Genomic DNA, 17,783 nt, shown 5'->3' with positions numbered 1-17,783 from the left:
TACCAGCCCGCAGGGCCGATCGGATGACGACCGCCGGGTCAGTGCACCCGGCTCACAGACCCAGGGACGCCTGCACCGACTTGACCTCGGCCGCCGACGCCTTGAGCTGCTCGACCTCGCGGTCGGACAGCGGGACGTCGAGCATCGACGCAACGCCCGACTTGTTCACCAGCGAGGGCAGGGACAAACACACATCGGTGATCCCGTGGAACCCGTCCAGCAGGGAGGACACCGGCAGGACGCCGTTCTCGTCGCGCAGGATCGCCTCGAGCACCCGGGCGCCGGCCAGGCCGACCGCGTAGTTGGTGGCGCCCTTGCCCAGGATGATCGAGTAGGCCGCGTTGACCACGTCGTGGGCGATCTGGGCTTCCTGCTCCTCGTCCAGGGTGGTCCCGTCGGGGGCGGCGAAGTCGAGCACGGGCACGGTGCCGATGCTCGCGCTGCTCCACAACGGGAACTCCGAGTCGCCGTGCTCGCCGGCGATGAAGGCATGCACGCTCTGCGAGGCGACGTTGAGCTTGCGGGCGATGACCTGGCGCAGCCGGGCCGAGTCCAGCACGGTGCCGCTGCCCAGCACCCGGTTCTTGGGCAGGCCGGAGAACTTCAGCGCGGCGTAGGTCAGCACGTCGACCGGGTTGGTGACCATCACGATGACCGCGTCCGGCGCGACGTCCAGCAGGGCGGGGATCAGTTTGCGGCAGATGTCGACGTTGATGCCGGCCAGCTCGAGCCGGGTCTGGCCGGGCTTCTGCTTGGCCCCCGCGGTGATGGCGATCACGTCGGCGTTCGCGCAGATGGCGACGTCGTCGGAGCCGTCGACGTCGGCCGGCGGGCAAAACTGCAGCCCGTGCCGCAGGTCGAGCACCTCGGCCTCGACCTTGGCCTTGGCCATGTCGTAGAGCACGACGTCGTGGGCGACGCCGCGGATCAGCGACGCATAGGCAAGGGTGGCTCCCACCGATCCGGCCCCGACGATGGCGACCTTGTTCCGGCGTAGCGAGATGTCCGTCATGACTGGAACTGTAACGGCCACGCGGACACTCGGCAGAGTCGAAGGGCCCGGGCCGGCGGGTCCCCGGACCTGCGCATTCGCTTGCCGTTGGGGACCCGTTCGCCGCACCGCCCCGTCGTGGACGCCAACCACGCGGATGCCGTACAGGGTCACCACGCCCAGTGACAGCCGACCCTGGCTACTCAGCGTTGGGACACGTACTCCTTTGAGCGCAGAATACGTACATTTACCCATGAAACGGGCGTATGACCGGGAGCGTTCTCACCGCCCGCAGTGACGCTCTCCTGCATGGGCGATTTTCGGCCGACAATGGAGCATTGTTCATTTCTGCGACTACTATCAACATGTGAGCACCAGCCACCCACATGCCAGCGCGAGTGCCGTCGTGACTACCGCCCGCATGCGTCAGGGCGGCGTGCTCGGCCATTATCTGGACCCCGCCTCAGGCGCCCGGTTCGTTTATGCCCGGCCCGAAGACCAGCCCGAACTGTGGAATGCCTATCTCGACGGGGCGGCGGAGAACTACCGCCGGTTCGGCGTGGAGCACGTCCTGGAATACGACGACATCCGGACCGGTGCGGGCACCACGTTGTTCGTGGCGGTGCTGGACCGCTCCGGTCAGGTCGTCGCCGGCGTCCGCGCCCAGGGTCCGTACACCGATGTCGACGACGCCCACGCCCTGATGGAGTGGGCGGGCCGGCCGGGCACCGCCGCACTGCGCGAGGGCATCTCCGCACGCATCGACGAGGGCCTGCTCGAGCTCAAGGCCGGCTGGGTCAGTGCGGATTCGCCCGACCGGCACGCGCTGACACCCGCCCTGGCCCGCACCGTCTTCCACATCTTCCGGTTGATCGGGGTCCGTTACGCCTTGTGTACGGTCGCCGACCACGCCGTTCGCCGCTGGCAGTCCTCGGGCGCCCAGATCGGTCAGGACGTCGCTCCCGTCGCGTACCCTGACCCGCGGTACCGCACCGTGCCGATCTGGTGGGATAGGGAGACCATGCTCGCAGCATCCGATGCATCACATCTGCTGTTGCTCGCCCACGAACAGGAAATGTTCGAGCTGTCGCTGAATCCGGACGTGCGACCAGGGACACCCGCCGCGGCTTGACCAGCCGGCGCCCGCAGCCCATGCCCATCCCCGAATCGCCGGCATTCTCGGCCGTCATTTTCGATCGCCGGGATCCGGCGCAATCGCAGGAGATCGACCGGCTCATCGCCTCCGGCATCACCCTGCGTGACGCGGTGGTCCCGACCGATGATCTTCGCCGGCTCCGGCCTGCGCTCACCGACGACGAGCTCGACGAGCCGCCGCGGTGGGCCTACTTTGCCTGGCAACACTCGATCGTGCGGATCCTCGGACCCGGGCTGTACCGGCGAGTTCGGTTGGACCGCAACCGGATCAAGATCACCGGTGACGAGCAGGAGCGGTTGTCCTCGCGGCGCATCGGGATCGCCGGGCTGAGTTCGGGCTATTCGATCGCGCTGGCGCTGGTCCTCGAGGGATTGTGTGGCCACTTGCGGTTGGCCGACTTCGACACCCTCGAGCTGTCCAATCTCAATCGCGTCCCGCTCGGGCTTTTCGAAGTGGGCGTGAACAAGGCCGTGGCCGCCGCCCGCCGGATTTCCGAACTCGATCCGTACCTGTCCCTGGAAGTGCTGACCGACGGTGTCACGGCCACCAACGCCGATGAATTCATCGACGGACTCGATATGCTCCTGGAGCAGTGTGATTCATTTGACATGAAAGTCGTGCTACGGGACTCGGCGCGCCGACAACGGGTCCCGGTCGTGATGCAGACCAACGATCGCGGACTGCTCGATGTCGAGCGTTTCGATCTCGAGCCGGACCGCCCGCTCTTTCACGGACTGGTCGACGTGGATGCGCTGACCGACGTGGCCGAGTTGACCCCCGAGCAGAAGACACCGTTGCTGCTCAAGATCATCGATGCCCGGCAGATGTCCGATCGCGGCGCGGCCTCGCTCATCGAGCTCGGACGGACCGTCGGGCAATGGCCGCAGCTGGGCAGCGAGACCCTGTTCGGCGCAGCGATGGTGGCCGCGGTGGCCCGCCGGATCGGCCTGGGCCGGCCGCTCCCGTCCGGCCGGCTGCGCACCGACCCCGATGATCTGCTGGCGCTGCTGGCCGAACCCACGCCCGATCCGGTGCCGCCCGGTCCGGCCGCGCCGGCGGAGCTTCGGCCCGATGCCGATCCGCTGACCACGATCCTGCATGCGGCGAGCCGGGCCCCGTCCGGCGGCAACACCCAGCCCTGGCGATTCCGGGCCGGCGCGGCGCGCCTGATCATCGAGCCGGCCCCGACCCCCAGCCGGATGGACGTTGCCGGCCGCGGCAGCCTGGTCGCGGCCGGCGCCGCCGCCTTCAACGCCCGGGTCGCGGCGGCCGCGCGAGGCACCCTGGGACCGTGGCACATTCACGCCGACCAGTCGCCCGTCAACGTCGAGATCGATTTGACTGAAGGCGGTTTCGATCCCGACCTGGCGGCGCTGTACCAGCCCATGGTGGCCCGGACGGCGAATCGCAGCCCGGGCCGGCGGCGCGAGCTGGCGGCCCCGGTGGTCGCCGCGCTCACGGCTGCGGCCGCCGCCGAGGGCGCCGTCCTGCGGTTGATCAGTGATCTGCCGCGCCTACGCGCGCTCGGCGAGGTACTCGGCGAGGCCGACCGGATCCGTTTCCTCAGCGGCGGTCTGCGGCAGGACATGCTCGACGAGCTCAGCCGGCCCGGACTCGACCGCCCCGACATCGGTATCGACGTCCGGACCCTGGGCCTGGGCGCGGCGACCAGCCTGCTCGACCTGGTCGCCCGCCCGCCGGTGATGCAGACCCTGCGCAGCCTGTCCGGTGGGTCGATGTTCCGTGACATGACCGCTGCCCGAGTGACCTCGGCCTCGGCCGTCGGCGTGGTCGTCATCGACGGCGATCGGGTCGAGGACTACGTGCGCGGGGGCGCGGCGATGGAGCGCGTCTGGATCGCCGCGACCACCGCGGGTCTGGGCGTGGTGCCGCTGAGCCCGGCCTTCCTGTACGCCCGCACCCCCGCTGACCTGGCCACCCTGGCGCCGGATTCAACCGGCGAGTTGGCGGATTTGCAGGGCAGAATGAACGAGATCGTCGGCATTGCGGAAAGCCAGGCTCCCGTGCTGATCATGCGCTTCGTGCACGATCCGCAGGAAGCGCCGCGGAGCCTACGTCGACCCCTGTCGGAAGTCGTGATTTCATCGGAGAATACTGTCGGGACCAACTGACGCCAGAACGGACCGCCAGGATGCCATCCAAGCAGAGCCTCGAGGAATTGGTCACGCAGGCGGCCACCGACCTCATGGGTGTCACTGCGGTGTCCTTGCGCGGCGCGACCCAGAATCTGCTGCGGGAACTGGTCGACTACTTCGGCGTCGACACCAGCTTCCTGCGTCGCAACGACCACCAGATCCACGCCAGCCTGCTGGTCGCCGAGTGGCCGCCCCGCATCGACGTCCCCGACCCCGATCCGCTCGCCCTGGTCTACTTCGAGGGGGCCGATCCCACGTTCGCGGCCTCGGAAACCCTCTCGCACGTGACGATCACCCGACCCGGCGAACTGTTCGGCGCCGAGGTCGACGATTCCGACTACCAGGAGCTGGTCCGCCGCGCGTCCGGCGTGCAGATCGGCGTCTCCCTGGCCGTCGTGCCCATGCTGGGCACTCACGACACCATGGGCGTCCTGGGCTTCGTCAAGTACGGCGACCGGGAATGGACCGACGCCGAGATCAATGCGCTGCGGGCCGTCGCCGGACTGCTGGCCCAGCTGCAGGCCCGGGTGGACGCCGAGGAACGCCTGCGTCACCAGGCCTTCCACGACGAGCTGACCGACCTGGCCAACCGCCGGTTCCTGGTCGAGGAGATCACCCAGCGGCTAGAGCCCGGCACCGGCGATCCGGTCGGGCTGATCTTCATGGATGTCGATCGGCTCAAGGCGCTGAACAGCTTCTTCGGACACGCGGCCGGCGATCAATACCTGCAGATCCTGGCCGGCCGGCTGCGCGAGCGGATCAGCGCCCGGCACATGGTGGCGCGGCTCGGCGGCGACGAGTTCGTGGTGATCATGGGCGGGCCCACCGACGAGGCGACCGCCCGGGCCCTGGCCGAGAAGCTGCGTCAGGTGGCCAACCAGCCCATCCTGGTCGGCGGCGAGGAGGTCAGCCGGGCCGTGAGCATCGGCGTCGCCCTCGGCCAGCCTGGCCAGACGTCGGCCTCCGAGCTGATGAACCAGGCCGACCAGGCGATGCTGGAGGCCAAGAGCCGCGGCGGCAACGAGATCGGCGTCTTCTCGGCCCAGATGCGCCGGGCCAACGAGATCCGCACCGACATCGAGCTGCACATCGGCACCGCGATCCGGCACGGCGCGCTGGTCCTGCACTACCAGCCCGAGGTCGACCTGCGGGACGGCCGGATCCTGGGCGTGGAGGCGTTGGTCCGCTGGCCCAACCCCACGCTGGGACTGCTGCAGCCGGGCGCGTTCATCGACGTCGTGGAGGCCACCAACCTGGCCGGTGAGCTGGGCCGGTGGGTGCTCGGGCAGGCCTGCCGGCAGCTGCGCGAGTGGCAGTTGCACTATCCCGAGCGGCGGCTGGGCATGAGCGTGAACGTCTCGCCCGCTCAGCTGATCACCTTGGATTTCGTCGCCACGGTCGCCAAGACCCTGGCCGACCACGAACTCGACGGTCAGTGGCTGACCCTGGAGATCACCGAGCAGGCGCTGGTCCGGGACACCGACCAGGCGCTGGCCACCCTGCGCGGCCTGCAGCGGATCGGCGTGAAGATCGCCATCGACGACTTCGGCACCGGTTACAGCTCCTTCGCCCAGCTCAAGTCGCTGCCGGCGGACGTCCTGAAGATCGATCGCGGCTTCGTCCGGGATCTGGGCACCGACTTCGACGACCTGGCGATCGTGCAGTCGATCATCGGTCTGGCCCGCTCCCTGGGCCTGGACCTGGTCGCCGAAGGTGTGGAGACCGAGATCGCCGCATCCACCCTGGTCGACCTGGGCTGTACGCGGGCCCAGGGCTTCCTGTTCGCCGGTCCGCGCCCGCCCGCGGAGATCGAGCAGATGATCCAGACCGGCGTGTGCCCGCCGATGGTCGATCTGGACAGTGGAGACACCGTGGAGACCGCGGCCCTGCGGGTGCTGCGGCCGGCGGCCGGGTTCGACGGCCCGGCGGCGCCGACCACCGCCGCCCGCCGCTTCCACCCGCCAGGCGGCGGCTGAGGGTCACTGCCGGATCATTGCGGGGTCATGGCAGGGTCGGCTTCGGGGTCACAGCGGGGGACGGCAGGTCACTGTGCCTGGTGCGGGTAGCCCACCGCGGTGGGCGCGACGAACGTCTCCTTGATCGAGCGGGGCGAGGTCCAGCGCAGCAGGTTCGCGGCCGACCCGGCCTTGTCGTTGGTCCCCGACGCGCGGGCGCCGCCGAACGGTTGCTGCCCGACGACCGCCCCGGTGGGCTTGTCGTTGATGTAGAAGTTGCCGGCGGTGTACCGCAGGGCCGCGCTGGCCCGGGCCACGGCGGCGCGGTCCCGGGCGATGATCGAGCCGGTCAGGGCGTACGGCGAGGCCTGGTCCACCTCGCGCAGCACGGCGTCGAACTCGGCGTCCGGGTAGACGTACAGCGACAGGATCGGGCCGAAGTACTCGGTGCAGAAGGCCTCGTCCCGCGGGTCGGTGCCCAGCAGCAGGGTCGGGCGGACGAAGTACCCCTGGGCGTCGTCGTAGCGGCCGCCGGCCAGCACGGTGACCGAGTCGGTCGCGTGCGCCCGGTCGATGGCCGCCTTGAGCCGGCCGAAGGACCGGTCGTCGATGACGGCGCTGGTGAAGTTGGTCAGGTCCTCCACCGAGCCCACGGTCAGCGCCTCGGTCTGCTCGATCAGGCCGTCTTTGAGCGCCGGCCACAGCGAGGCGGGCAGGTACGCGCGGGACGCGGCCGAGCACTTCTGGCCGGAGTACTCGAAGGCGCCCCGGACCAGTGCGGTGCGCAGCACGTCCACGTCGGCGGACGGGTGGGCGACCACGAAGTCCTTGCCCCCGGTCTCCCCGACCAGCCGGGGGTAGGAGCGGTACCCGCCGATGTTCGCCCCGACCGCCGACCAGAGCTGCTGGAACACCCGGGTCGACCCGGTGAAATGGATACCGGCCAGCTCGGGATGGGCCAGCACCACCTCCGAGATCTCCGGCCCGGTACCCGGCAGCATGTTGATCACGCCCGGCGGCAGGCCGGCCTCGATCAGCAGTTGCATGGTGAGCGAGGCGGCCAGCTGCTGGGTGGTCGACGGCTTCCACACCACCACGTTGCCCATCAGCGCGGGAGCGGTCGGCAGGTTGCCGGCGATCGCGGTGAAGTTGAAGGGCGTCACCGCGTAGACGAAGCCCTCCAACGGCCGATGGTCGGTGCGGTTCCAGATCCCGGCCGCGTTGGCGATCGGCTGCTCGGCCAGGATCTGCCGGGCGAAGTGCACGTTGAACCGCCAGAAGTCGGCCAGCTCGCAGGCCGAGTCGATCTCCGCCTGGTAGGCGGTCTTGGCCTGCCCGAGCATGGTGGCCGCGTTGATCCGGGCGCGCCACGGTCCGACCAGCAGGTCCGCCGCCCGCAGCAGGATCGCCGCGCGCGAGTCGAAGTCCATCGCCCGCCAGTCGGCCGCGGCGGCCAGCGCCGCGGCGACCGCGGCCCGGGCGTCGTCCTGCACCGCATGCGCCGAGGTGCCCAGCACCCGGCCGTGGTCGAACGGCGCCACCACCGTGAAGGGGGCCCCGCCCGGTTCCCGGACGGCCCCGTCGATGACTGCACCCAGCTCCATCGGCCCGGTGAAGCCGGCCAACGCCTCCAGCAGGGTGGCCCGTTCCGGCGACCCCGGCGCGTAGTTCAGGACCGGTTCGTTCACCGGGAGCGGCGGGTGGGTCACGGCGTCCATGACGGTCCTTTCGACGGGCGGGAGAGCAGAGCGGCCGATCCGAGGCCAGGGGTCCGGGTCAACCCTTGGAGGTCAACGAGCGCAGGAAGAACAGCAGGTTGGCCGGGCGCTCGGCCAGCCGCCGGGTGAAGTAGCCGTACCAGTCCGAGCCGTAGGGCACGTACACCCGCACCTGCTTGCCGGCGGCGACCAGCCGGCGTTGCTCGTCCGGCCGGATCCCATAGAGCATCTGGTGCTCCCAACGGTCCGGACTCCGGCCGGCGTCGGCGGCCAACCGGTCGGCGATCGCCACCAGCCGGGGGTCGTGGGAGGCGATCATCGGGTAACCCTTGCCGTGCATGAGCAGCTTCATCGCCCGCACGTAGGCCAGGTCGATCTGCGCCGGATCGGTGTAGGCGACCTCGGCCGGCTCGTGGTAGGCCCCCTTGACCAGGCGGACCCGCGATCCGGGCCCGGTCAGCTCGGCCAGATCCTTCGGGGTGCGCAGGAGCATCGCCTGGATGGCGACACCCACGTCGGGGTGGGCCCGGCGAAGTTCGAAGAGCACCTCCAGGGTCTGGTCGACCGTGGTGTGGTCCTCCATGTCCAGGTTCACCCGGGCACCGGCGGCGTAGGCGGCGTCGGTGATCCGCCTGGCCCCGGCCAGGGCGTAGGCGTTCCCACCGGCCGGCAGGTCCGGGGAGGCGATCAGGGCCTGCCCGACGGCCGAGAGCTTGACCGACAACTCGGCTCCGGCCACCTGACCGGCCGCGGCCAGCGCCTCGATGAGCTGCAGGTACGCCTCGACGGTGGCATCCGCCGTCGCCCGGTCGGTGGTGTCCTCGCCCAGATGATCGAGGCTGACCTGCAGCCCGTCGGGACGGAGCCGGCTGACCGCGGCCACCGCGTCCGCGGTGGTCTCCCCGGCGATGAACCGGTCCACCACCGAAGCCGTCAGCGAGGTGCTGGTCAGGGCGTCCCGCACCGCGGTGTTGCCGGACAGGGCCAGGATCGGCTTGCGCAACAGGAACATGTTCACCCTCCGCCGCCCGGCCGGTGCCATCCGCGCGACCCGGCTGACCGGATCCGGAACCCCGGCCTGGTCACCATCGAAGCACGGACGGCGACCGCGCGCGTCACGGCCGGGGCAGGCTCAGGGTCGGGTGCTGCGCGCGCCGATGATCAGCCAGACGGCGGCCGCGGCGGCGAGCACGGCGGCCGGGCTCACGGCGGTGAACGACGCCGACCGCGATCCCGCGGACGCGGCCAGGATCGTCACCACGAGCAGGCCGACGAGCAGGACGGCGGCCACCCCCTGGGCGAACCACCGGGTCCCCCGGCTCGGCGCTGCGCCGCCCAGCCGGGCGGCGGCGACGGCCGAGGCCAGGCCGGCGATCGTCAATAGCACGAACCACAGGCTCGCCGGGCCGCCGCCGTCGAGTGCTCCGCGCAGCACCTGGAACAGCGTGAATCCCTCGCCGGGGTCGTTGCGCGGCGTCGCGACGATCAGGGGCGTCACGTTGGCCAGCACCAGCAGGAGGATCGGCCCGAGTGATCGGGCCCGGCGGGCGGCCGCGTCCAGCTCGTCGACTCTGGCCTCCAGGACCGCCAGCCGGCGCGCATGACGGTGCTCGGTCTGGTCCGGGTTGCTGTCCGTGTTCACAGCGATCAACCTAGGAACGGGTGCTCAAGGCCCACTGAAACTTTCCCGAAGGGAACGCCGATGGAGCTGACCGGTTCGTCCGCCCTGGTCACCGGGGCCGCCTCCGGGCTCGGCGCGGCCACCGCGGCGGCGCTGGCCGGCGCCGGGGCCGCGGTGGTCGGCCTGGATCTGGCCGTTGCCTGGGACCGGGCACCGGCCCCGCCGGCCGGGGTCATCGCGCTCCCCGGCGACGTCACCGCACCCGAGCAGGTGCAGACCGCCGTCGAGCGGGCCGGCCGCGACGGCCCGCTGCGGGTCGCGGTGAACTGTGCGGGCCTGGGCACCGCCGGCCGGATCCTGTCCCGGTCCGGGGTGCACGAGCTGGACATGTTCGCCCGGGTGATCCAGGTCAACCTGGTCGGCACCTTCAACGTGCTCCGGCTGGCCGCCGCGGCGATGGCCGACACCGACCCGCTCGACGCGGACGGGCAGCGAGGACTGATCGTGAACACCGCGTCGGTCGCCGCGTTCGACGGTCAGATCGGCCAGGCCGCCTACGCCTCGTCCAAGGGCGGCGTCGTCGGATTGACCCTGCCGGCCGCCCGCGACCTCGCCCAGTACGGCATCCGAGTGGTCACCATCGCTCCCGGCATCATCGACACCCCGATGCTGGCCGGGATCACCCCGGAGTTCCGGGCGACCCTGTCGGCCGGCGTGCCGCACCCGTCGCGGCTGGGTCGACCTGACGAGTACGCCCAGCTCGTCCTGGCCATCGCCGGGTTGGACTACCTCAACGGCGAGGTGATCCGGCTGGACGGGGCGCTGCGCATGCCGCCGCGCTGACCGGCGGCGGGACGCCCGGGCGGGCCGACGCTAGGCTGAGGAAAACGCCGGCGTCGCCGGCGCGAGGAGGGAGCAGGCGTGGCGCTGCGTCGCAAGTCCGGCAAGAAGGCCGCGAGTGGGTCCACCGGCACGTCCGCGGCGAAGTCGGGCACCAGCAGCCGGGGTCGGCGGGCGGCCGGCTCGGCCGGCCTGGTCGGGGTCCTGAGCGACCCCAAGGCGCTGCGCCGGATGCTGCTCGCCGCCAAGATCGTCGGACCCGCGGTGGCGGCCGGCACCTTGCGAGCCTCGACCGGGGTGCGCGGCGTGCTGGACGAACGGCGGGCCCGTCAGCTCGGGGTGCCGGTCGAGGACGTGGCCATCTACCGGGGCCCCGCGGGCACCGTGCAGGCCCGGATCGTCGGTCTGCGCACCGCCCTGAACGACCTGCGGTCGCGGCGGGGCACGGACCCGGCAGTGGCCCGGTTCGTGGACCGGACGACCGCCCGGCTGGGTGAGCTGTCCGCGGCGACCACGGCGACCGCGTCCATGCCGTCGACGACCCGGCGCTCGGCCCTGCGCGCCGTGGCGGCCGATCTGGACGATGTCGACGCCCAGCTGATGGCCCACCTGGTCGGACCGCGGGCCGCCTGACTTCCGCGCCGGCCCGTCGCCCGGCCCGAACCTTGAGGATCCGATGTCGTTCCCTGTTGCCGGCGCCGGCGTGATCGGGTCAGGCCCCGCCCGCCTGTTCCGGCGGGTGCTCCTGCTCCTGGTGGTGTCCACGCTGGTCACGGTGGGCCTGGCCGGCCCTGCGCTGGCCCACACCACGCTGATTGGCAGCGACCCGGCCGACGGTGCGGTGCTGACCGCGGCCCCGACCACGGTCACCCTCACCTTCGACGACCCGCTGGCCGACTTCGAACCGGTGCTCACCGTGACCGGTCCGGACGGCGTCACCTACCAGTCCGGTTCGCCCACCGTCGACGGCACGCGGCTGAGCAATGCGGTCAACGCCCTGCCGGTCGCCGGCACGTACACCGTCGCCTACCGCGTGGTGTCCGACGACGGCCACCCGGTCGAGGGCACCTTGAGCTTCACCCTGGCCGCCCAGGCCATCGCCCCGGCGCCCGCCCCGGCCACGTCCACCGGCACGTCCCCGGCCGCGGGATCGAGCACAGCGGCCGGCGCCACCACGCCGAGCAGTGCCGCGACCAGCACGGTGTCCAGCACAGCGGCCAGTGCGGTGTCCAGCACAGCGGGCACGACCTCCACCGACTCGGTCGCGCCGGCCGGGAACTCGTCCACCGGATGGTCGGCGTGGCAGTGGCTGCTGGTCGTGCTGTTCGTCGCGCTGGCCTTCCTGGCCACGCTGGTGGTGCGGCGTCGGATGGAGGCCTCGGCCCGCGCCCGCTCCGGCGAGCGCAACTGAGCGTCGGCCGCCCGGGCGGTCAGGAGCCGGGGAGCGGTTCCACCCCGGTCAGCTCGGCCGACCGCGACCACAGCCAGCCGGCCTGAGCCGGATCGGTCATCGCTTTGGGTGCCGGACGCGCCCTGGGCGCGCCGCGGACCAGGAAGTGGGGCCCGACCAGCGAACCGCCCGGCAGATCCGGGAAGGTCGCCGCGGCCACTTCGGACCGGGCACCGGAGGCCGGCGAGCTGCCCAACAGCGCCGTGGCCCGCCGGGAGAACACGACCTTCCGGCCGGCTCCGTCCTCGGGCTGGGCCACCGCGGTGGCCGACCAGCCGGGGTGGGCCAGCAGCGAGCGTGCCCGGGAACCGGCCGCCTGAAGTCGCCGGTCCAGTTCCACGGCGAACAGCCCGACGGCCAGCTTCGACTGGCTGTAGGCCCCCATCGGGCGGTAGTCGCCATCCAGACCGAGCCGCTGGTCCAGCCGCCGGGCGCGGCGCGCGGCCAGCGAGGTGACTCCGACGATCCGCGCCGCCGGGGCCTGCTCCAGCGCCGGCAGCAGCCCGGCGACCAGCGCGTAGTGGCCCAGGTGATTGACGCCCATCTGGGCCTCGAACCCGTCCGCGGTGAATTCGCGGCGCGGCACCAGCATCAGCCCGGCGTTGTTGATCAGGATGTCGACCGGACCCTGCGCGCACTGGGTGGCCGCGAAATCGGCGACCGAGGCCAGTCTGGCCAGGTCCAGGTGCACGACGCGGACCTTGGCCTCGTCCAGCGCATCCCGGATCCGCTGGGCGGCCGCCACCCCGCGGTCCAGGTCGCGCACCGCCAGCACGACGTCCGCGCCGGCCCCGGCGAGCGCCTTCGCGGCGGCGAAGCCCAGCCCCGTGTTGGCCCCGGTGACGATGGCCCGCCGGCCGATCTGGTCCGGCAGGCCGATGCTGCGCCAGCGATTCGCCGCGCCGCCGCCCCCCGGCGTCCCCTTCTGGTTCACGACCTCTCCTGCATCGGCATGATCACTTCCCGGACGATGAGCATGATGGCGGCGGCGACCGGCACGGCCAGGATCGCGCCCGTGACCCCGAGCAGCGACGCGCCGATCAGGATCGCCACGACGACCCCGCCGGTGGAGATGTTGACCGTGCGTCGCATCACCCGGGGATACAACCAGTACGCCTCGAACAGATGCTGGCACAGGTAGAACACGCCCGAGATGATGCCGATCCCCAGGCCCTGGGTGAAGCCGATCAGGGTGATCGACACGCCGACGATGATCGGGCCGACCACCGGGATGAAGTCCAGCACCGCCGCGCCCAGGCCGATCGCCCACGGATAGGGCAGGCCGATGATGGAGGAGAAGATGCCGGCGACCAGACCCGCCTGGATGGCGATGATCGTGGCCCCGGACAGGTACCCGCCCATCTGCTTGAGGATGCGGTCACCCAGGTCGCTGACCCGGACCCGGCGCGAGGCCGGCACCAGCCGGTAGCCCGCCGCCTTGATCCGCGGGAACCCGGCCAGGAAATACAGGGTCAGGATCAGCACGATCAGCAGGTCGGCGAACACGGTGGCGACGGTGAAGCTGGCCGAGAGGATCCCGCCGGCCGCACCGCTGCCCAGGCTCTGCACGATGTTGGAGTTGCGCAGGGCCTCCAGCAGGCCGAACCGCTGATCCAGGCCCTGCACGGTGTCGTTGGTCTGCAGATCGTTGATCAGCGTGGGCACCGTAGCGACGAACGATCCGACCTCGTTGATGATCGGCGGGATGATCGCGTAGATCGCGGCAGCGATCACCAGCAGCAGGCCCAGGAACACCACGGCCACGCCGGCGCCGCGGCGCAGCCCCCGCTTGGTCATCGCGGACACCAGCGGGTCGAGCCCGATCGCCAGCAGGGTGGCGATCGCGATCATCACCAGGGTGTCCCGGATGCTGTCCAGCACCAGGAACGTGATATAGGCGATGAGCACGCCCAGCCCGCCGAAGAAACCCCACTGGAACGGCGAGGGCCGGTCCCGCCCGCGTCCCTGCTCGACCGCGGCCTGGGCCGCCTCGGCACTGGCCGAGGCGGCCGCGGCCGCCTGTACCGCGCGCTCGGAGACCATGCGGGCCGTCAGCGTCTGCACCGCCGTGCGCAGCCCGGCCCGGCTGCGACGCCGACGTTCGGTCTGCGTCGGGTCGCCCGATCCGTCGGCGGCGTGCCCGTCGGGCCCGGAACCCAGGACCTCGGAGGCATCGCCCGCGGCCGCCGACGGCGAAGCGGCGACCGGCCGGCCGGCGCCGTCTCGACCGGCCGCGTCGTGCCCGGCGGTGCCGTGCAGTTCGGCGAGGGCGTCGTCGATGGCAGCGTCCAGCGCCGCTTCCGATCCGAGCCCGTTCGTGGCGTCGGCGCCAGCCCCGTCGTCGGGCGCCTGCTCAGGCCCCGACCTGTCCTCCGACCCCCGCGACGGCATCAGGTGGCGACAAGATCTTCGTAGTCGCGATGCTCGCCGATCCACCAGGCCACGTACGGGCAGGTCGGGATTACCGTGACGCCTTCCTCGCGGGCCGCATTGAGGACCTCGCGGATCAGGTCGGAAGCCACCCCATACCCGCGGGAGGCGGGCTCGGTATAGGTGTGCACGATGTTCCACTTGCCGGGCAGCCGGCGGTAATCGACCACGGCCACCTCGCGGCCGTCGATCATCAACGCGAACCGTCCGTGGGACTTGAGGTGCTCGATCTCCCGGGTCCGCGTCGGCCCGGCCCCGAGGGGCTCGAGGTTGGCCAGATCCTGGGTGCTCTGATCGGACATCCCGACCCCTTCTGAACAAATGGTGTCGCGACCCGCTGTCGCGGCCGCTGGAATCGTGACACATCCGTGGCGTTTTGCTCGTCGAGGGTCACGAAGCGGTGGCCGCCGACGCATCCCCATCATGCGCCTGGGACGAGCGCACCGATGTACCGGACCAGATCGGTCCACGGAAGTCGGTGACCGGCGACGCCTCAGGGCGGGCCGGGAGCGGCTCGGCGAGCGGTGCCGGCGCGGGACTGCGAGCCGCCTTCGCCGCGTACAGGCGGGCGTCGGCCCGGTGCAGCAGTGCCAACGGATCGGTGTCGTGCCCCTCGGCCAGCGCCCAGCCGATGGTGACTCCGACCTGGACCGACCGCCCGTCGAGGTGGATCGGCCGGGCGACCGCGGTCCGGATCCGCGCCGCCACCTCCTGCGCGTTGCGCTGCCCGGACCCGCCGGAGAGCAGCACCGCGAACTCGTCGCCGCCGAACCGGGCGACGACGTCGCTGGACCGGGTGGACTCCTCCAGCCGGCGGGCGACCTCGACCAGGACCCGGTCACCGACCAGGTGGCCGAGCTCGTCGTTGATCTGCTTGAACCGGTCCAAGTCGACGAGCAGCACGGTGACCGGGTCGCGGGCATCCTCGGTCCCGGCCAGCCGGGACTTGATCCGGGCCAGCAGGTAGGCGCGGTTGGGCACCGAGGTCAATGGGTCGGTGCCGGCCTGGGCCGTCCGCGACGTCACCGCGCTCAGGCCCGCCTGCGCGGCCACCATGGCCACCGCCAGCAGCGGCAGCAGGGCCGGCTGAGCGGCCGCCAGCGCCGCGGGAATGGGCGCCGTGAGATCCAGCGTGCCGATGGCGACCTGGCTGCGCCAGTCGGCCAGGTACGCCCGGGGCGTGGTCGCCCCGGCCAGGCACTGCGAGGTCATCACCAGGGCGATGTTGAGCCCCTCGATGATCACGGCCAGCACGATCGTCATCGGGATCATCGCCTCGGCCGGCACCTCGTTGTCCCAGCCCGCGGCGGCCCACACCACGGCCAGGACGCCGGCGGCCGCGGCGCCCTGCACTCCCCAGAGCGCCGCGTTGAGCACCACCCGCCACCAACGCATGCCCAGGGCCACGGTCATGGCGAACCCGGCGATCACGAACATGATCGCGGCGTGCGGCCCGAACACCAGCAGCGCGGCGATGGCCAGCGGAGTGGAGAAGATGAACTCGTCGAACGGGTTGGTGGACCGCATCCACGGCAGCGCAGGATGCAGGTCGGCCAGCACGATCAGGGCCAGCAGCAGCAGCGCCCCGGGTTGGCGCATGATCTCCGGGACATCCGGTCCGGGGGCGAAGGCGTGCAGCAAGGAGAACGCCGCGACCAGCGCGACCAGGCAGCCGGCCAACCACCAGCGGAAACGGACCGGTATCCGGCGCAGCGGCGCCGTCATCGGATTGTGCTCGGTCATACCGCCGTACGCGCCCGCTGACCCGGGGCCAGCGCGACCCCTCCCGAGGACGACGACCAGCGGACCCCCGGCCAGCCGTCGACCGGAGCCGAGGCGCCGCCCTGCACGCTCACCGACCACATCGGCGGGCGGACCGGCGGCGCCGCGGCGGGGGCCGCCGCCGCCGTCTCGATGTCCGGCGCGGCCGGTTCGACCCGGCCCTGTCCTCGACGCTCGACCCGCCGGCCGTGATCCCGCTTCATCCGGTACATGTCCAGGTCGGCCTTGGCCAGCAGGCCGAGCACGTCCGTCGCCGGGTCCGCGGTCGTCGCGATGCCCACCGATCCGCCGATCCGGATCGTCAGGTCGCCGACGACGATGGGTTCGGCCAGCGCGTCCCGGTACTCCTGGGCGGCCCGACCGATCCGCTCGGTCGTCAGCCCCGGGGCCAGCACGATCGCGAACTCGTCACCGCCGTAGCGGGCGACCAGGTCGACCGGCCCGGCCGCGGCCTGCAGCCGGGCGGCGACGGTGCCCAGCACCTGATCGCCGACCAGGTGGCCGTGGGTGTCGTTGACCTGCTTGAACCCGTCGAGGTCGACGAGCAGCAGGGCAACCTCTTCACCCGGCCCGAGGTCGGCGATCCGACCGGACAGCACCCGGGTGAGCCGAAGCCGGTTGGCCAGGCCGGTCAGCGGGTCGGTCCGCGAGGCGGCGGTGCTGCGGTACATCGTGCTGGACAGCCGGTTCAGCGAGATGATCACGACGGCCATCGAGGGCAGGGCCCACCAGCCGTACAGGGCGAGCGAGGCCAGCAGAGGCGCGGCGATCAGACTGACGCCCCAGATGCGCACGCTCTTGTTGAACCAGGCCCGCTGAGCCCGCCACTCGTGCACGCCCAGCTCGAACTGCGCCCATCCGGTCATGCCGGCGGCCATGCCCACCACGAGTGCGCCCATCAGCAGGCCCCAGCAGGCCAGCGGCCAGGCCCCGGGCGGCATCAGCGGATCGAAGGTGTCGGCGAAGCGGGACAGCGCGGCCATGGTCAGCCCGATCAGCCCCATGGCCACCGTGTTCAGGGCGACCAACCACCAGCGGGCGCGCCCGCGCGAGAGCGCGGCCGTGCAGCCGGAAAGTAGGAACAGCACCGCCGCGACCGGACCGAAGGCCAGCACCGCGGCCAACGACAGCGCCGCCGACCACGAGTAGGTCACTTTCGACCGGACGTCCCGCATGGACGGGACCAGCGGGTACAGATCGGCCAGCAGCACGAGCGCGGCGAGCATGAGGAAACCGGGTTCGACGAGCACCTGCGGTAGGTCCGGATCGGTGGGCCGGAGCAACACCACGACGTACCCGACCACCACCACGGCGGCCCCGAGGGCGAGCAAGGCGCGAAAGCGCACCGGAGTGGCTCGCAGCGGAGCCCAGGCGATGGCGGGTGTTGCTCGACTCAAGATCCCCTCACCCCTCCCCAAGGGCTCGACCACAGATCGTACTCGTCCGATCGCGGGCGGCGATGACTCGCGCGGGTGAGCAGAGCCCTTCTCCATCACGCAGGGTCCGTCCTGCTCGTTGCGACACGCGGTCTCATCACTCTTTTGCCTGACTCTGGTTTCGTTGCGTGGGGCCCGGGTGGCCAGGCCGCGAAACCGTGCGGCCGGGCGGGCGCCGATCGGGAGGTGCGTTCCCTCCGTGGGAGTAGATTCCGGCGGCCGTGATACCCGACCCGCCGTCCGGCCCG

The 17,783-nt window shown here is 71.6% G+C and carries 15 protein-coding genes; 6 read left to right on the top strand and 9 right to left on the bottom strand.

The genetic code is table 11. From position 1 onward, the window contains the following. Window positions 1–52: 52 nt before the first annotated feature. Window positions 53–1,012, bottom strand: a complete 960-nt coding sequence (locus NAMU_RS01015) for an L-lactate dehydrogenase (protein ID WP_012814114.1) — start codon at window positions 1,010–1,012, stop codon at window positions 53–55. A gap of 385 nt (window positions 1,013–1,397) precedes the next feature. Here NAMU_RS01015 and NAMU_RS01010 point away from each other — a divergent pair, with 385 nt between their 5' ends. Genes NAMU_RS01010 through NAMU_RS01000 form a run of 3 tightly spaced genes read left to right on the top strand, consistent with a single transcriptional unit; the run spans window position 1,398 to window position 6,279 of the window. Next, window positions 1,398–2,123 carry a hypothetical protein gene (locus NAMU_RS01010; RefSeq protein WP_138179873.1) on the top strand — a complete coding sequence of 242 codons (726 nt, stop codon included), beginning with the start codon at window positions 1,398–1,400 and terminating at the stop codon, window positions 2,121–2,123. Window positions 2,124–2,143: 20 nt separating this feature from the next. Continuing rightward, the gene (locus tag NAMU_RS01005) at window positions 2,144–4,279 is read left to right on the top strand and encodes an Rv1355c family protein (RefSeq protein ID WP_012814112.1); all 2,136 of its coding nucleotides are present in this window, start codon (window positions 2,144–2,146) and stop codon (window positions 4,277–4,279) included. Between the two features lie 20 nt (window positions 4,280–4,299). Beyond that, window positions 4,300–6,279, top strand: coding sequence for a putative bifunctional diguanylate cyclase/phosphodiesterase (locus NAMU_RS01000; RefSeq protein ID WP_012814111.1), 1,980 nt, complete (start codon window positions 4,300–4,302; stop codon window positions 6,277–6,279). A 68-nt stretch (window positions 6,280–6,347) separates the two neighbouring features. On the opposite strand, the gene pruA is transcribed toward NAMU_RS01000, so the two are convergent. The 3 genes from pruA to NAMU_RS00985 all read right to left on the bottom strand — a co-directional run bounded on the left by pruA (window position 6,348) and on the right by NAMU_RS00985 (window position 9,618). Further along, window positions 6,348–7,976, bottom strand: coding sequence for an L-glutamate gamma-semialdehyde dehydrogenase (gene pruA, locus NAMU_RS00995; RefSeq protein ID WP_012814110.1), 1,629 nt, complete (start codon window positions 7,974–7,976; stop codon window positions 6,348–6,350). Window positions 7,977–8,034: 58 nt separating this feature from the next. Beyond that, window positions 8,035–8,982, bottom strand: coding sequence for a proline dehydrogenase family protein (locus NAMU_RS00990; RefSeq protein ID WP_041369600.1), 948 nt, complete (start codon window positions 8,980–8,982; stop codon window positions 8,035–8,037). Window positions 8,983–9,108: 126 nt separating this feature from the next. Next, on the bottom strand, window positions 9,109–9,618 hold the full coding sequence (locus tag NAMU_RS00985) for a hypothetical protein (protein WP_012814108.1): 510 nt from the start codon (window positions 9,616–9,618) through the stop codon (window positions 9,109–9,111). Between the two features lie 60 nt (window positions 9,619–9,678). Between NAMU_RS00985 and NAMU_RS00980 the strand changes: the two genes are divergently transcribed. The 3 genes from NAMU_RS00980 to NAMU_RS26880 all read left to right on the top strand — a co-directional run bounded on the left by NAMU_RS00980 (window position 9,679) and on the right by NAMU_RS26880 (window position 11,848). After that, a complete protein-coding gene (locus NAMU_RS00980) occupies window positions 9,679–10,440 on the top strand; it encodes an SDR family NAD(P)-dependent oxidoreductase (RefSeq protein ID WP_012814107.1) in 762 nt (253 codons plus the stop codon). Window positions 10,441–10,518: 78 nt separating this feature from the next. Further along, window positions 10,519–11,070 carry a DUF6474 family protein gene (locus tag NAMU_RS00975; RefSeq protein ID WP_012814106.1) on the top strand — a complete coding sequence of 184 codons (552 nt, stop codon included), beginning with the start codon at window positions 10,519–10,521 and terminating at the stop codon, window positions 11,068–11,070. A gap of 43 nt (window positions 11,071–11,113) precedes the next feature. After that, window positions 11,114–11,848, top strand: coding sequence for a copper resistance CopC family protein (locus NAMU_RS26880; RefSeq protein ID WP_012814105.1), 735 nt, complete (start codon window positions 11,114–11,116; stop codon window positions 11,846–11,848). A 19-nt stretch (window positions 11,849–11,867) separates the two neighbouring features. On the opposite strand, the gene NAMU_RS00965 is transcribed toward NAMU_RS26880, so the two are convergent. The 5 genes from NAMU_RS00965 to NAMU_RS00945 form a co-directional block, all read right to left on the bottom strand. Next, a complete protein-coding gene (locus tag NAMU_RS00965) occupies window positions 11,868–12,821 on the bottom strand; it encodes an SDR family NAD(P)-dependent oxidoreductase (RefSeq protein ID WP_012814104.1) in 954 nt (317 codons plus the stop codon). Further along, a complete protein-coding gene (locus NAMU_RS00960) occupies window positions 12,818–14,278 on the bottom strand; it encodes an AI-2E family transporter (protein ID WP_012814103.1) in 1,461 nt (486 codons plus the stop codon). The genes NAMU_RS00965 and NAMU_RS00960 overlap by 4 nt, the downstream gene beginning before the upstream one ends. Beyond that, window positions 14,278–14,619, bottom strand: coding sequence for a GNAT family N-acetyltransferase (locus NAMU_RS27985; protein ID WP_012814102.1), 342 nt, complete (start codon window positions 14,617–14,619; stop codon window positions 14,278–14,280). Before NAMU_RS27985 ends, NAMU_RS00960 begins: the two co-directional genes overlap by 1 nt. An 88-nt stretch (window positions 14,620–14,707) precedes the next feature. Continuing rightward, window positions 14,708–16,042: a GGDEF domain-containing protein gene (locus NAMU_RS26875; RefSeq protein ID WP_138179871.1), complete on the bottom strand. Its 1,335-nt coding sequence runs from the start codon at window positions 16,040–16,042 to the stop codon at window positions 14,708–14,710. Window positions 16,043–16,056: 14 nt separating this feature from the next. Further along, window positions 16,057–17,496, bottom strand: coding sequence for a GGDEF domain-containing protein (locus tag NAMU_RS00945; RefSeq protein ID WP_169312456.1), 1,440 nt, complete (start codon window positions 17,494–17,496; stop codon window positions 16,057–16,059). Window positions 17,497–17,783 lie beyond the last annotated feature (287 nt).

Source organism: Nakamurella multipartita DSM 44233 (assembly GCF_000024365.1).
In the GTDB taxonomy this organism is placed as follows: domain Bacteria; phylum Actinomycetota; class Actinomycetes; order Mycobacteriales; family Nakamurellaceae; genus Nakamurella; species Nakamurella multipartita.
The sequence above is the reverse complement of the archived record's forward strand: the minus strand, read 5'-3'. Positions and strand labels throughout refer to the sequence as shown.

What these genes read in the sequence shown, in the direction of transcription:
- NAMU_RS01015 (WP_012814114.1), bottom strand. Translation starts at nt 1,012, where the DNA reads ATGACGGACATCTCGCTACGCCGGAACAAGGTCGCCATCGTCGGGGCC.
- NAMU_RS01005 (WP_012814112.1), top strand. Translation starts at nt 2,144, where the DNA reads ATGCCCATCCCCGAATCGCCGGCATTCTCGGCCGTCATTTTCGATCGC.
- NAMU_RS01000 (WP_012814111.1), top strand. Translation starts at nt 4,300, where the DNA reads ATGCCATCCAAGCAGAGCCTCGAGGAATTGGTCACGCAGGCGGCCACC.
- pruA (WP_012814110.1), bottom strand. Translation starts at nt 7,976, where the DNA reads ATGGACGCCGTGACCCACCCGCCGCTCCCGGTGAACGAACCGGTCCTG.
- NAMU_RS00980 (WP_012814107.1), top strand. Translation starts at nt 9,679, where the DNA reads ATGGAGCTGACCGGTTCGTCCGCCCTGGTCACCGGGGCCGCCTCCGGG.
- NAMU_RS26880 (WP_012814105.1), top strand. Translation starts at nt 11,114, where the DNA reads ATGTCGTTCCCTGTTGCCGGCGCCGGCGTGATCGGGTCAGGCCCCGCC.
- NAMU_RS00960 (WP_012814103.1), bottom strand. Translation starts at nt 14,278, where the DNA reads ATGCCGTCGCGGGGGTCGGAGGACAGGTCGGGGCCTGAGCAGGCGCCC.
- NAMU_RS27985 (WP_012814102.1), bottom strand. Translation starts at nt 14,619, where the DNA reads ATGTCCGATCAGAGCACCCAGGATCTGGCCAACCTCGAGCCCCTCGGG.
- NAMU_RS26875 (WP_138179871.1), bottom strand. Translation starts at nt 16,042, where the DNA reads ATGACGGCGCCGCTGCGCCGGATACCGGTCCGTTTCCGCTGGTGGTTG.